The sequence below is a fragment of the Pseudarcicella hirudinis genome, from assembly GCF_900115665.1.
In the GTDB taxonomy this organism is placed as follows: domain Bacteria; phylum Bacteroidota; class Bacteroidia; order Cytophagales; family Spirosomataceae; genus Pseudarcicella; species Pseudarcicella hirudinis.
In genome coordinates this window covers 349,388-364,460 of sequence record NZ_FOXH01000002.1, presented here as the reverse complement: position 1 = coordinate 364,460, position 15,073 = coordinate 349,388, and the positions used below count along the sequence as shown (strand labels likewise).

Below are 15,073 nucleotides of genomic sequence, written 5' to 3'. Positions count from 1 at the left end.
CCCTTTCTGTTAGTCTTTTCTGATTTTAAAAACAGATCTATTCAATCCCTGTTCTACCAGTAAAAGATACGTCCCGGAAGATAATTTAGAGACGTCAAGTTTGTTTTCATAACCTGAAACAGAAGTTTCCAATACTAATTTCCCCATAGAATCAGTCAGACGCACCAGCGCTGGCTGTGATTTCTCCAAAGCCAGATTAATATACTCTGCAGTGGGATTAGGAAATACCTTTGTCCCCATTTCATTAAATTCTTCTGTCGCTGTAATTAATTCCAAGCGGGTGGTGGATTTTGCTGAAGGGATTACCCCTTTGCAATAAAGATCTGAAACTGAAAATATTTTATAAGTTGCATTAGAAACAGGGGTAAGATTGATTATTAAAGGATTATCTAAGGTATAATATGATCTTGCCGAAAACTCATTGCTTCCAAAATTAACAGCCCAGCCAGGTGTTCCGGTAAAGTTTAATTTAATGGATACGGGTTTCCCCTGTTCAAAAGAATAAACCTCTCTATCTACTGCTGCGGTTGGCCCTTTAAAAATCTGCAATAAATCCAGATTGGTACTACTACTTACATTATCGTCACTTGCTACTACTCTTACCTTGTATCCAACTCCTGCTTTTATACTATCTGGAATAATCACTTTTAAAGGACTTACCTTGCCCTCCGTAGGTAAAGATTTAAAATTCAACCCCATCTCATCAGACAATTGAACTGTAAATTTATTTTCCGGACTAAATGTTCCTAACGTTTTAAATGGAACGGATAAGGAAGCTCCTGTACAGGTCCATATATAATAAAATGCATTATCCGGTATCTGAATATTTTTCAGAGACGGAGGAATAACATTAATCGTCGCACTACCCGATATATCGCCTGTCCCACAAGCATTTCTTACAGAAAGCAATTTATAGGTTGTGGTAGCTAAAGGAGCAGGAATATTGATGCTGGTCACGCTGTTTCCATAGTTGGCAGAGCCTTTAATACCATTTGAAATCTCATAATCATAGTTAGAATATCCATTTGATACTCCAAACATTCGCATTGAACTGTTATAAAGTTGCAAAGAGACATTGCCAGATTGCCCGGGATTCATTGTAGCAGTACCGCTCAAAACAATATTCGGAGCTTTATGTACATAAATCAGGTTCTGATAGTCCTTCTGAATGCCTGTACCTGAGGAATTTACAAATATTGCATATGGATTGACAGGAGTATCTGAAGGAACTGTAATCCTGTACTTATTATCTCCCAGATATTCCGAAGCCAGAAGCGTTTTGGGATTGGTAATATCTGAAGTTTTAAAAAAGTAAAACGAGAACTTATTGTCTTTACCAAAATCACCAATGGTGGCAATATTTATATCAAATGTTCCTCCTGCGCAAACACTGCTTTTATTTTCAGCAAGTGAAGCCGAAAAATCAGGATTAACAGTTAAGGTTAGTTTTTGAGTATTTCCAACTTCATATCCACAGTTGTTTGAAACAGATTTCAGTGTAAATGTTGTGGATTTTTTTATAGGTATATTTGTATAATTATTATAGATATTAGCATTTAGCGGGTAAACATTTCCTGCTTCATCTCCCAGAATTACTTTTGCTGGCTCCCCTTTTTTTGATTTAACTTTAATAGTTATTGACGGACCTGAATTAATTGAAGTAATAGTTTGCGTTTTAGTATCGTCAGCAAAAAACAATTCTGTTGATGGTTTTTCAGTAAGAGTCATGAAAATTCTTCCATCAGATAACTTTGGCTGATTATTATTTATCCTTAATCTTAAAGAATAGAGTGAATTACTTAAAGTATCAGGTATCTCAAATATATAAGGATTAGTGGTTATATCTGAAGCAATGGTTTTGAAGATACCATCAAATGTTGGTGAAATTTCAAGATATATCTTTGCATCTTTTGGTGGATTTCCCTTGATGTAATAGGGTATAGCGACTTTTCCCCCTTTACACGCACTTATACTATAAGGAAAGCCATCATCTCCCAAAGCATAAATCCTGTATGCATCTACAAATATTGTATCTATTTTCTTCGGTGTATCAATAAAGGTTGTACCACAGCTATTTGAAACTGATTTTACATAATACAGTAGTGGATAAGTTGTTGGTACCTTGGTGAATGACAACTCTTTCTGATAAATATGAGCATCATCACTAATACCATCATTAATGATAGAACTTCCATCGTTGAATTCAATCTTAATTGGCGATCCTCCTATAACATTTGGGGTGAAAATAGTAACTCTGTCTTCCAAAAAAATGGCAGTAGTAGATGATGTAGCTTTAGCCAGTTCAGGTTTCTTTTGAATGTGCACCTCCCGCGAATTACTATATGCAATAGGATTGGTTGAGCTTACTCTTAAATAATAGTACCCTTCTGTTAATAATTTGGGCATTTGAACCTCAATCCGACCATCTGATTTAGAAACTCCCAATGTTTTAATAACTTGGCCATCGTTAGAATTGTTAACCAGTTCAACACGAAACTCATTATCAGATTGGAAATTACTTCCTGATTTAAATGAGATTACTTTCTTTTCGTCCTCGCAAAAAATACCATCTCTATCCAACTCCCCAAGTTCCAGCAGATCTTTACCTGGATTATCAACAATTAAAGATAAGCTTGAATTTAAGCTAGTGGTTCCGCATGAATTACTTACACTTGATAATTCAAACACTTTGGAGTTCGTCCCCTTTAACGAGAAAGATCTTGAAAAATTACCGTAAACCCATCCTTTAATTAGCGTGAACTCCAAACCATCTTTCATCCGCAATTTATAGGGGCCACCTCCATAAGCATCTACATCCAATACTATTGTCTTAGGTTTGTCAATATGATATGAAGGATATTTAAATTCGATAAAAGGCAGATCTCTGACACTAATCGTATTCGGGCTTTTACTTCCGATGAGCCTAGGACTAGTTGAATTCACCGTTACCGAAACTCCGCCAGGAACCCAAGGGCCATTTTTACCATACGAATTAAGCGGAATAACAAATTCCAGTACTCCAGGCTCCACAAGGATTGCCGGAATATTTGTTAATTCAGGAAAGCTTTCATCTAATTTAACATTGAATGTATTGGAAGGATTAAACTTGGCATTAGAAGTAAACCGTACTCTCACTTTTTGTCCTGTACAAACTTCATTCGTTAATACTGAATCTGTTCTTATACCATCCTTTACCGTAATTTCTATTTTCTCTTTCGTAAATGTAGAAGTATTACAGCCAGAACTGAGAGAAGTAATCCAGAATAAGGTATTATTTTCTGGTTTTATTGTTTGTCCATCTTGAAAAGCGTATTCAAAAAAACCATTTCTTCTGCTAAAAGATGTGCTTCCATCACTAAATGTAATATACGTTGGGCCAATACCTGTATAACCAAAATTCAGATCAACACTTGCTCCAAACGGAATACTTTGATTTTTAGAATACCACCAGACATTGGGCGCCATAGCAACTTGTATCAACGCTCCTTGAGAAGAAGATAATTCAATCTCTGATGATATTACTTTTAATCGATAACTCCCTTTGGGTACTTCAAGAGGTACAATTCCAGTTAAAGTTCCGCTATTATCAACTGCATCAAAGTCATACGATATCGAATTGTCATTTGAAGGACTTAATCGTATTTTGAGTTTATAGATTTGATTAGACTCATCTGACGTACTATATTTAACATAAATTTTATCCCCCTGGCACAATAGTTCGGGAGCTACAGATACCACCTTTATTCCTACAGGATTCACTTGTACAGAAGTACTACCTTTACCTTGCCCTATTCCGCAAATATTGCTTGCCTTTGCAATAGTGTAAGTTTTTGTTTTGTCAGGAGAAAATGTAATTGCAGCGCTCGCCGAATTAATATCGTATTTAGAGCTATCTGTAAATGTGAGTGTAATAGGTATCTCTCCGGAAATAATTGCAGGAATCGATATACTCTCATATGGATTAACAGCCACAGTTTTATCAGTTGAAAAACTTACAAAAGCGGGACTAATAAAAGGTCTCCAAGTAGTGTATAATACTTTTGTTGACTCAGATTTACTACTATTAATTATTCTCAAATTGACATAAGAATTGTTAGCAGAAACCTTTTCCGGAATTTTAGCAGATAATACCCCATTCATATCACTGGTTTCCATATCTTTCCAGCTATTTAGATTAGAATCTAAATACTGAACCTTAAGGACATTCCCGGCCTCAAACTTTTCATCCGCTGAATAGTAAATCTGGATTCTCGTTCCCAGACAAAAACTTCCCTCAATTTTTGTAACCGAAATTGTCTGTGCACCAGCAAAATAGGAAAAACAAGATAGAATTGTTAGTAGTAATGACGTGTAAAGTTTTCTCATGGGCCGGATAAAGCGTAGATTGAAATATTTTATGGGTTATATCTGTGCAAAACTACAGCAATATCTATCTATACGCAAATGGCTTTCTCAAATAATTCTGTTGTCTCCGTTTTGAATATACGCCATTCTGCTATCCACTCATTTTCAGACATTTTTTACGAAATACCCGATCAAATTTTTTCAAATTCTCAACTTTCCCTAAAAAGCCGTAATTTTGCAAAAAATATGAGCATGGGGTGTCATCTCTACATTCCAGTATCCACTCATTCAACATTAAAAAAATGTCTGCAGAATACAAATTCAGTTCGATAGAAAAGAAATGGCAGAAATTTTGGGAAGAAAACCAGACTTTCAAAGCCGAAGTAAATCATGCTAAACCAAAATATTATGTCCTGGATATGTTCCCGTATCCTTCAGGTGCCGGCTTGCACGTAGGGCATCCACTGGGATACATTGCCTCAGACATTGTGGCACGTTATAAGCGTCTCAGAGGCTTTAATGTTTTGCATCCGATGGGTTTTGATTCTTTCGGACTTCCCGCAGAACAATACGCCATTCAGACCGGGCAACATCCTGCCCTGACTACCGAACAGAATATTACCCGCTATATCGAACAACTTAAAAATATAGGATTTTCGTTCGACTGGTCTAAAGAAGTCAGAACTTCAAATCCTGATTATTACAAATGGACTCAGTGGATTTTTATGCAATTGTTTAACAGTTGGTATAATAAGGACACTGACAAAGCCGAAAATATCTCTACGCTGACTGCTAAATTTGAGGCAAACGGAACGAATGGTGTAAATGCTGTTTGTGATGAAGATTGTATCCCTTTTTCAGTCGAAGAGTGGAATGCCAAATCTGAGGAAGACCAGTATAAATTACTTTTAAAATACCGTCTCACTTTCCTTGATTATTCTGTAGTAAACTGGTGTCCTGCTTTGGGAACCGTTCTGGCAAATGATGAGGTAAAAGATGGTGTTTCTGAACGTGGCGGATATCCTGTTGAGCAGAAAAAAATGCGTCAATGGTCGATGCGGATCACAGCTTATGCAGACCGTCTGTTAAATGGGCTGGATGAAATCGACTGGGCTGAATCCTTGAAAGAACAGCAACGTAACTGGATCGGCCGTTCTCAGGGGGCTTCTGTCCGTTTTAAAATTGCCGACGTAAAATCAACGGATGATACTTCCGAAATTGAGGTTTTCACTACCCGTGTTGATACGATTTACGGAGTATCTTTTATGGTAATTGCTCCCGAACATGAATTGGTTGAACAACTTACCACACCTGAACAAAAAGAAACGGTTGATGCTTATGTAAAATGGGCAAAATCCCGCTCAGAACTGGATCGGATGTCGGAAGTAAAAACCGTTTCAGGAGCATTTACAGGAAGCTATGTTATCAATCCGCTGAATGAAGAGAAAGTTCCGATCTTTTTGGCAGACTATGTACTGGCTGGATATGGAACCGGTGCTGTAATGGGGGTTCCTTCCGGAGATCAGCGTGACTGGAATTTTGCGACTCATTTCAATCTGCCGATCGTTCCAATCCTGGATGCACAGGCAGATATTGAAAAACAAGCTGATAATACCAAAGAAGGCAAATACATTAATTCAGGGATTATCAATGGCATGACCTATAAAAAAGCCACAGAAACCCTGATTAACTGGCTGGAAGAAAAAAGCGTTGGAAAAGGTAAAGTTCAATACCGTATCAGAAATGCTGTATTCAGCCGTCAGCGTTATTGGGGCGAACCGGTTCCGGTTTATTTCAAACCTGACAGCAATGGAGAACCTTTGCCATATCTGATAAATGAGTCTGACTTACCTTTGGAATTGCCTGCTATTGATAAATATCTTCCTACGGAAACAGGTGAACCACCACTGGGTCGTGCGGAAAACTGGAAATATCAGGATCAGTACGAATATGAATTAAGTACGATGCCTGGCTGGGCTGGTTCTTCATGGTACTGGTATCGCTATATGGATGCTAAAAATGAGCAGGAATTTGCGTCAAAAGAAGCTGTTGATTACTGGAAAGCAATTGATTTATACATCGGAGGTTCTGAGCATGCTACAGGCCATTTGTTGTATAGTCGTTTCTGGAATAAATTCCTGAAAGATTTAGGTTATGTTCAGGAAGAAGAATTTGCCAAGAAGCTCATCAACCAGGGTATGATTCAGGGACGTTCCAATTTCGTGTATCGTCTGAAAAATGCTGATACCCCAACCTTTGTTTCATATAACCTGCGCAAAGATTATGAGGTTGTTGCCTTGCACGTAGATGTGAATATTGTTGATAATGATATTCTTGATGTGGAAGCATTTAAATCTTCCCGAAACGATATCGGCGAAAATCCGGAATTTATTCTTGAAAATGGAAAATATGTTTGCGGTGCAGAGGTTGAAAAGATGTCGAAATCTAAATTCAACGTCGTAAACCCTGATACAATTGTTGAGAAATACGGAGCAGATACCTTGCGTTTATACGAAATGTTCCTCGGACCTTTGGAACAATTCAAACCATGGAACACCAATGGTATCTCTGGCTCGCACAACTTCCTTCGTAAAGTTTGGCGTTTGTTCTTTGATGACCAGAATGGTAATTTCAAAGTTAAAGATGAGCAGCCAACTCCGGAAGAGTTGAAGGTATTACACAGCACTATCCGTAAAATGGAAGAAGAACTGGAGCGTTATTCCTTCAATACCGTTGTATCAACACTCATGATTTGTGTAAATGAGCTTTCAGCTTTGAAATGCCATAAAAAAGCGATTTTACAGGATCTGGTTATTTTACTTTCGCCTTATACCCCACATTTTGCAGAGGAATTATGGGAAGCACTGGGCAATGCAGCCGGCTCGGTTTCATTTGCAGCATTCCCTGTATTTAATTCTGCCTATTTGGTTGAGGCAAGTTTCGACTATCCTATTTCGATCAATGGAAAAGTAAGAACCAATCTTTCTTTTGCAGCAGATGCTCCGCCATCTGACATTGAAGCGGGTGTTCTGGCCAATGAAGTTGTTCAGAAATGGCTGGAAGGCAAAACCCCTAAAAAGATCATTGTTGTGCCAAAACGGATTGTAAACGTAGTACTATAAATCATTGATTAAAGAAACAGAGAGTCAGCAAATACTTCTTTTTGATTGACTCTCTGTTTGCATTTATCACCATTCAGATTGTGTTATACAAATCTGATACTTTCCTGTTGATCCTATGCGTATCCAACAATTAAGCGGACTGGAACGAGTTTTCAAAAATCTGCTGCTCAATACTTTTGTCATGTTTAAGTCTCCGGCAAAGTCCGGTGATATTCCAGCCTTAACTCCGGAAGATACTGTGGTTTTTATCCGTTTGCACAAAATCGGAGATGCGCTTGTCAGTACCGCAGGAATTAAAGCCCTGAAGGAAAAATATGGCTGTAAAGTGATTGTGATTGCGGACAAGAGGAACTGGTTTGTATTTCATAAACATCCTTTTGTGGATGAAGTGGTGATTTACAAAAAAGGTCTAAAAGGTATGATGCAAACTGCCGCTGCTGTAAATGCACATCATCCGGTAGCTCTTGTAAACTTACACGACAGGCCAACTACAACCGGCAGTATTCTTACCGGACTCATTGATGCCCGTTACAAACTATCAGTATATGACGAAAGTAACAGTAAGCTTTTTTCACATACTGTCCCGATGCCGGATCCCTTAAAACATCATGTGGTAGAAAGGATGGCAGCAAGTCTTGAGCCTTTGGGCATTACTAAAAATGACAGCTGGAATGTGGTTTTTGAACCTTCAAAAGAGGCTAAAGAGAAAGCGGAAGCATTTATCAGAAATCTTTATCCTGAAGGAACCAGGGTTGTGGGAGTAAACATTTCAGCCGGAAGCAGAGCTCGTTACTGGGGTCATGAAAACTTCAGAAAACTTATCAATTGGCTGGAAAAGGCTAACCTTCATTATATTCTGATCTGTGCCAAAGATGACCTTGATCTTGCCAGTCAGATTGTAGAAGAGAAATACATTTCCTGTTCAGAATCATTTGAAGTCTTCGGAGCCATGATTCAAAAAGTAGATTTACTATTTACACCGGATACTTCTGCCGTCCATCTGGCATCTGCCAGTCATGTACCGGTTTTTGGGTTGTATGTGCGGGAAAGTGAGGGATATAAAAACTGGAATCCTTACAAAAGTGAATACGAATGGATCATTAATCCTCAGCTAATTACAGAAACAGGTTTCGACGAACTTTCTGACAAATTTGAGCAATTTGTACAAAGGGTTTTATTTTATTAACATACTATTTTTATTAACGTACTATTTTTACACTTCTTATACACATAAATTAAACTCTACATCATGAGAAAGAATCTCCCGTTCTTACTTCTGTTATTAATTTCCACTCAAGCCATTTATGCATTGAGTTCTGCAGATTCTACTGAAAGACTAAATCTGCACAAAATCAACCCCAATACCAGCACTGCCATTGATGAAGTAACTGCCTTTTTATCACAAAATGATCGTTCGACAGTCAACCAACAGGGCGAAAAACGATTTTATGATACCTTTAGGATTTTTCTGAATAAAGGGGAGGAAGTTGCGATTGAGCATAAATCATCAGACTTCAGAGTAATGTTAAGTCTGGTATCTCCGCTAAAAAAGACGGAATTCAGTTACGATCAGGCTGTTTTTGCAGGAAACAGTAAAAATACTTTCTATTATATTGCTCCGGTCACCGGTATTTATACACTTTTCAGTACCTCTGCCGATCCCGCAAAATCAGGAAGATATTCATTAAAAAAGACCATTACACGTGCTGAAGCTCAACCCGGTGAATCCTCAAATCCGCTTGCTGATAAATTAAACCGGCTAATTTATCACAGGAAGAATAAATTCTCTGATGTTATCAAAGAGAAGTTAAAGGAAGAAATTGAAACCGGAGAACAAAGAATATACTTTCAATCTTCTTTCGAGCTGATTGATGGGAAACAAGGCACTGTTATTGTAGAAAACGGAGGGAGTGCATTTATCTATAAATCAAATCTGCTTGAGGCAACAACAAAATCTGAAGCAGAATCTTTTCATAAAGAATTATCTTCAAAACTTAGAAGTTATGCCCAAAGTAAAAACTGGGAAATTGAAAATACTTCGGCAGAAATCCCTTCTTTTTATGCGGCTTCCGAGACAGAAAGTATTTCTCTGGATCTTAGAGAAGTAAAGGGTAAATTCCTTGTAATATTTAGCTGTAACTAAAAAAACAGAGCGATTCAGGTAATTGAATCGCTCTGTTTTATCTATTTCTGAATTTTCGGTTCGTTTAATTCTATCACATAACCATCCGGATCGGTTATATAAATCTGATAAGCTCCGTCAAAGCGCTTCTGGCGGTGGTATGGCAGACCTTTAGTTTTCAGATATGCTTCAATACCGTCAGCCGAATTTGCCGGAATAGTCCATGAAAAATGCGCTCCGTTTTTATCATTATTCGCAACAGGCTGTTCTCTGCCTAAAAGTAAGTGTAATTCCTGACCCGGAGCAATTTTAAACCATCTCCTGATTGCCAGTAAATTATCCGGCACATCCAGTGGTTCCAAACCAATAACTTCTCTGTAAAACGTAGCACTTGCCTTCAAATCTTTAACGGCCAGTCCGACATGGTTATAGGATAAAACAGGGACTTTTTGTAAAGGAGATGCCTCCTGGGCATGAACCAACTGAGCAGACAGACTTAACAATACTACTCCTAACAACAACCGGAATTTATGCATTTCTTTCTTTTTAAATGGTTAACAAACGTACTGAAAATATAAAGACCTCTTATCCGGCCTTTTACTGATAATAAGGTTAAAGTTCCATTAATTTTACCTTATTATAAAATCTCCAGCTCAAAAGACAGGCAGAAGTTACCAGACTCAGCGTCAGACCTACCCAAACTCCCGGTGCATCCATTTTAAGAGTAAATGCAAAAAAATAACTCATTGGAATACCAATTACCCAATAAGCAAAAACGGTTATCCCGGTAGGAATATTTACGTCCTGAATACCTCTTAATATCCCCAGGCTCACACATTGAACGCCATCGAAAAGCTGGAAAAAACATCCCCAGATCACTAATGACACTGCTATCTGCGCTACATTAATATCTTTGGTATAAAGACTTACCAGCCAATCATTTGCTGAAAACATAATGACAGCACAGCTCCCCATAAAGAAAAGCACAATCATCAATGCCGAACTCCCCGATCTCAGAATGGCACTCCGGTCTCTCAGTCCCAGTCCGGAACCTACACGAATACCGCCTGCTGCGGCAATACCTGTAGAAGCCATGTAAGTAAGAGAAGCCATATTGATGGCCACCATATGCGCAGCCTGCTGATAAACACCCAGCCACCCCATCATCACAACTGCCATTGAGAAGGTTGCAATTTCAAAAAAGCCCTGAAAACCACTTGGCACCCCTATTCTCAGGATTTCCAGTTCAAGGTTCCAGCTATCCGGAAACCATTTTTCCTTTTTTTCGAAGAACTTTTTAAATTCTTTTCCCCGGTAAACATAGATTAAAATTGCACAGGCCATGTATATCCTTGAAAATAAGGTTGATACCCCTGCTCCGTTCAACCCCCATTTCGGGAATATCCAGATTCCGTTAATCAGAAAATAATTCAGTATAATGTTCAGTAACAACGCCGTAACCGTAATTACCATGGCTACTCTCGTTTTCGATAAGCCGTCTGTGAAACTTTTTGTGGCGGTAAAAATGAAAGAAGGCAGTATCGAAACCATAATAATGTATAGAAAACCCGGGGCAAGTCTTTCATTTTCGGAAGGCTGTCTGAAAACTTCATACTGCCATGCCAGAAGACCGATGATTGTCCCGCATAACAGGGCCATAAGAACTGCCACTCTCAAACTGGCCTTCAATAGCTTATGACAATGAGAATAATCTCTTTGAGCTTCGGCCTTGGAAACCATTGGAGCTACTACCTGTAATGTGATATATCCTATTATTGCGATGGTGATATAAATACTATTTGCCATCCCTGACGCTCCCAATGCATGGGCTGCGTTTCCATCCTCCATATGACCTACCTGGATGGTATCTGCAAGCCCCATCAGCATAATGCCTAATTGTCCAACTATTATCGGTAATGCAAGTTCAAAGGTGGTTTTTACTTCCTGACGATACTTTAAATATAAATTTTTCAAAGGTTTTTGATTGTTTGATGATTGTACAAAGATACTTAAAAAAAACGGGGAGCTTATTATCACTACTTTAAGGATGCTTTAATGCGTTCAAACATAATTCCCCGAAATTCATTGTGTTTGTCGAAAAAAGCCCTATTTTAGATGTCTTATCCTTTAAAAGGGGTTCGATTTCTGTTATTGCGCCTGTAATAGTTTATTCCTTAACCCGTAACGTTTCATCTTTTATGAGAGAATTAGCTTTGGAAGCATTCCAAATGCAAATGATGAAACTGGTTTCATTTTTGCCTGAGGAAATTCAATTCTACATGCAACAAGCCGAGTATGTAGAATACAAGAAGAAAGAGTATTTATTGAAAAAGGGTGAGGTTGAAAACTATTTATATTTCATTTACTCGGGAATCGTAAGGGTTTATTTTCCTAAAGAGGACCGGGAAATATGTATAGATTTTGGTTTCCCTAACAGTCTGATATGTTCCTTCATTTCATTTGAAAACAGAAAGCCTTCCGATATTTCCATTCAGACAATCACGCCTGTCAAAGTAATCCGCTTTACAAAAGAACTGGTTGAACGTTTTAATAGTTCCTCAAAAAACAGCGAAAGACTCACCAGACTTACAGTAGGAGCTTTATATTCACAAAAAGTAAAAAAAGAAATGATGCTCCTGAGTCAGAATGCGGAAGAACATTATTTATATCTTATCAAAAAACACCCGGAAGTAACCAGTAATATTCCTGTGAAAGATATTGCATCTTATCTTGGAATACTTCCCGAAAGCCTGAGCAGAATAAGAAAGAAAATAAACAACTGACGATTTTCCTAACAAAAATCATTTTTATTCTTGGTTTAATCACATAAATTTAAAATTCAAAAAAGCACGCTTTTGTGCTTTTTTCTTAGGGCTGATGGTGGCGGCTGTCAGTCCTTTTTTTTAACGGATCTGTAATTTCCTGGTCTGTGATTCTCCATCCACCCAAAAACGTAAAAGATAATTCCCTTTTTCTATGGTATTGAGGTCCAAAACTTTCTCGTAGCTTCCAGCCTGTAATCTTTCGTCTGCTGAATTAAAAATCGTGTTTCCGGAAAGGTTAAGTATTTCCAAATGAATTTCAGCAGTTTTTGTGAGATTAAACCGTATTTTCAGAATATCCTCTGCCGGATTTGGCCCGAGACTCAGTTCAAATGGCTGAGAAGCTTCATTAATTCCCAAAGGAAGTTTTTGTGTAACCTGTACATCTTTCAAAATCAGATTATCCGGATCAAATTGTACCGACAAGGGTTTCCCTTTTACACTGATTAAATAATCCTGTGTGAGCTGATTATTGATATCCTTAAAATCCGTAAATACTGTGTCTTTACCAACCAGCGACTTTACTCTTAACACAAAGGGCATTGTAAAAAACTGAGGATTTATATTGACGGTTTGTGTAATATTATAGCCCAGTTTAGTCTGATCGTTATCAACCTGTTTAACCTCCCAAACCACATTGTATTTAGGATAATTCAATCCGTAAATCCATTGTTTGAAAAAATAAGCTAAATCCTTTCCGCTTTCTTTTTCCATAATTGCCTGATAATCCTCTGTAGTAGCATTGGAATAGGCTAACCCCGAGGCTAAATATTTTTTCATGCCTGAAAAAAACACTTCGTCTCCAAGTATTCCCCGCAACATATGTAATACCGAGGCTCCCTTTGAATAAGTCCGGTTCGTATTAAAAATGCTGCTGACATCAGTAGGATTCTGAACATAAATTGTTCCGGAGGCTTTCCTGGCCCCGACCATTTTATTAGCGATATAACTATCATAATTTTTTCTTCCGCCGGAAGCTTCTACGTAGATACATTCCCCATAAGAAGCAAAACCTTCATTCAACCAGATATTTTCCCAGTTTTTGCAGGTGATTTTATCTCCAAACCATTGATGCATAAGTTCATGTGCTACCAGAGTCGGCTCAAAACTCACAATTGAAGTGCAAGTCTGATGCTCCATTCCTCCACCCCATCCAAATTGGGCATGCCCGTATTTTTCATGGATAAAAGGATATAATCCAAACTTTTTCGAAAACAGATCAATCATGTACACCGTACCATCCAGCAAAGTCTTATTTTGTTCGGTAAGTTGTTCCGGGTAAATAAAATGCTGAACAAGCATAGAATCCTTTACTGAGTATTTGTAGTAATTCCGGTATTCTTTATAATTACTCATTGCCAGCGAAATAAGGTACTGGGCAATCGGATATCTGTTTTTCCATTGATAGGTTTTGGTATTATTGCCATTATCAGTTACTTTTTCCAGTATTCCGTTGGAAGCCGTAACAAAATAAGAAGGGGCTGTAACCCAGACATCTGAAGAATCTGCCTTATCATCAACTGCATTTTTGCAGGGGAACCAGTCTGAGGCCCCAAATGGCTCTGATAATGACCAAATAGATAAATCCTGACCATTATTATGTTTCCCGAAAACAAAACTGTCGAACCCGCTTGTTCCGGGAATTCCATGATAGTAAATTCTTATATTAATCAATTCCCCCAATCTGTAATCTTTATCAAGCTGAATACTAATCTGGGCATTTTTGCGGGAGAAACTAAGTTTTTTCACCCCTGCTTTTATCGAATCGGTCGTAAGTGTATCAGTCAGATCAATAAATATGCGGTTCAGCTTGTCAACTTTGCTCCTGGCAGAAATGGTTACTTCTCCTTTAATATTTTTAGGTTCATAAGTGACGTTCAGATTGAGTTTATAATACCCCACATCAATATTATTGTCTGCAGATGCTGTTGCAGCCAGTCTCGATTTACTTACCGCTTTTTGCCAGGTTTTTATTTTCCCTTCTGCACAAAGGTTTACCTCTTCTTCCTGCGCAAAAGCAAGCTGTATTACCAATAAATATATGGAGGTTAAGAACAGATATCTTTTCATTTTAAGGTTTTTTTTAAGAGATTCTGATGAAGTTATTAAATTTTAAACCGCATTTCCTGATGTTTAAAAGAAAAATGACACAGTTTCCGAAAAAGTGATGACATTTGTGTTTTTAAATCTATACACTGGAAAAATGTCGATCATTCGAAAATTTAATGCAAGAAAACGCATTGCTTTAATTGCTCATGACAATAAAAAAGCTGAACTAATTGATTGGATTTATTATAATCGTGAGGTTTTATCAAAACATGAGCTTTTAGGAACTGGTACCACCGGGCGATTGGTTGAAGAAACATTAGATCGTCCTGTAAAAAAACTCTTAAGCGGCCCTTTGGGAGGCGATCAGCAAATCGGAGCTTTAGTAGCCGAAGGAAAAGTTGATCTGATTATTTTCTTCTGGGATCCTATGGCTTCTCAACCTCATGATCCTGACATCAAGGCTCTTCTGAGATTAGGCGTGGTCTGGAATACCCCGATGGCTTGTAACAGGGCTACTGCAGATTTTATGCTGACCTCTCCCCTGATGAGTCAGGAATACGAATCTATGCTGACCGATTATGGTACATATTTGTCCAGAAAAGTATAACTTTTAC

The 15,073-nt window shown here is 38.0% G+C and carries 9 protein-coding genes; 5 read left to right on the top strand and 4 right to left on the bottom strand.

Annotated elements, in window-relative coordinates:
* Nucleotides 1-9: 9 nt before the first annotated feature.
* On the bottom strand, nt 10-4,365 hold the full coding sequence (locus tag BM179_RS04615; RefSeq protein WP_092012912.1) for a T9SS type A sorting domain-containing protein: 4,356 nt from the start codon (nt 4,363-4,365) through the stop codon (nt 10-12).
* A 281-nt stretch (nt 4,366-4,646) separates the two neighbouring features.
* On the opposite strand from BM179_RS04615, the gene leuS reads away from it, so the two are divergent.
* The 3 genes from leuS (at nt 4,647) to BM179_RS04600 (ending at nt 9,609) form a co-directional block, all read left to right on the top strand.
* Nucleotides 4,647-7,466 carry a leucine--tRNA ligase gene (leuS, locus tag BM179_RS04610; protein WP_092012909.1) on the top strand — a complete coding sequence of 940 codons (2,820 nt, stop codon included), beginning with the start codon at nt 4,647-4,649 and terminating at the stop codon, nt 7,464-7,466.
* A 115-nt stretch (nt 7,467-7,581) separates the two neighbouring features.
* Nucleotides 7,582-8,652, top strand: a complete 1,071-nt coding sequence (locus tag BM179_RS04605; RefSeq protein ID WP_092012906.1) for a glycosyltransferase family 9 protein — start codon at nt 7,582-7,584, stop codon at nt 8,650-8,652.
* Nucleotides 8,653-8,715: 63 nt separating this feature from the next.
* Nucleotides 8,716-9,609: a hypothetical protein gene (locus BM179_RS04600; protein ID WP_092012903.1), complete on the top strand. Its 894-nt coding sequence runs from the start codon at nt 8,716-8,718 to the stop codon at nt 9,607-9,609.
* Nucleotides 9,610-9,650: 41 nt separating this feature from the next.
* Here BM179_RS04600 and BM179_RS04595 read toward each other — a convergent pair whose 3' ends face one another.
* Nucleotides 9,651-10,124: a VOC family protein gene (locus BM179_RS04595; protein ID WP_092012900.1), complete on the bottom strand. Its 474-nt coding sequence runs from the start codon at nt 10,122-10,124 to the stop codon at nt 9,651-9,653.
* Between the two features lie 76 nt (nt 10,125-10,200).
* Nucleotides 10,201-11,562 carry an MATE family efflux transporter gene (locus tag BM179_RS04590; protein ID WP_229632894.1) on the bottom strand — a complete coding sequence of 454 codons (1,362 nt, stop codon included), beginning with the start codon at nt 11,560-11,562 and terminating at the stop codon, nt 10,201-10,203.
* Nucleotides 11,563-11,786: 224 nt separating this feature from the next.
* Between BM179_RS04590 and BM179_RS04585 the strand changes: the two genes are divergently transcribed.
* Entirely contained in the window at nt 11,787-12,371 is a 585-nt protein-coding gene (locus BM179_RS04585) for a Crp/Fnr family transcriptional regulator (RefSeq protein ID WP_092012897.1), read from the top strand.
* A 120-nt stretch (nt 12,372-12,491) separates the two neighbouring features.
* On the opposite strand, the gene BM179_RS04580 is transcribed toward BM179_RS04585, so the two are convergent.
* Nucleotides 12,492-14,480, bottom strand: coding sequence for a M1 family aminopeptidase (locus BM179_RS04580; RefSeq protein WP_092012893.1), 1,989 nt, complete (start codon nt 14,478-14,480; stop codon nt 12,492-12,494).
* Nucleotides 14,481-14,613: 133 nt separating this feature from the next.
* On the opposite strand from BM179_RS04580, the gene BM179_RS04575 reads away from it, so the two are divergent.
* A complete protein-coding gene (locus BM179_RS04575) occupies nt 14,614-15,066 on the top strand; it encodes a methylglyoxal synthase (RefSeq protein WP_218159162.1) in 453 nt (150 codons plus the stop codon).
* Nucleotides 15,067-15,073 lie beyond the last annotated feature (7 nt).

Coding starts and splice junctions, on each gene's coding strand:
- leuS (WP_092012909.1), top strand. CDS start 4,647: ATGTCTGCAGAATACAAATTCAGTTCGATAGAAAAGAAATGGCAGAAA.
- BM179_RS04595 (WP_092012900.1), bottom strand. CDS start 10,124: ATGCATAAATTCCGGTTGTTGTTAGGAGTAGTATTGTTAAGTCTGTCT.
- BM179_RS04600 (WP_092012903.1), top strand. CDS start 8,716: ATGAGAAAGAATCTCCCGTTCTTACTTCTGTTATTAATTTCCACTCAA.
- BM179_RS04605 (WP_092012906.1), top strand. CDS start 7,582: ATGCGTATCCAACAATTAAGCGGACTGGAACGAGTTTTCAAAAATCTG.
- BM179_RS04580 (WP_092012893.1), bottom strand. CDS start 14,480: ATGAAAAGATATCTGTTCTTAACCTCCATATATTTATTGGTAATACAG.
- BM179_RS04585 (WP_092012897.1), top strand. CDS start 11,787: ATGAGAGAATTAGCTTTGGAAGCATTCCAAATGCAAATGATGAAACTG.
- BM179_RS04575 (WP_218159162.1), top strand. CDS start 14,614: ATGTCGATCATTCGAAAATTTAATGCAAGAAAACGCATTGCTTTAATT.
- BM179_RS04615 (WP_092012912.1), bottom strand. CDS start 4,365: ATGAGAAAACTTTACACGTCATTACTACTAACAATTCTATCTTGTTTT.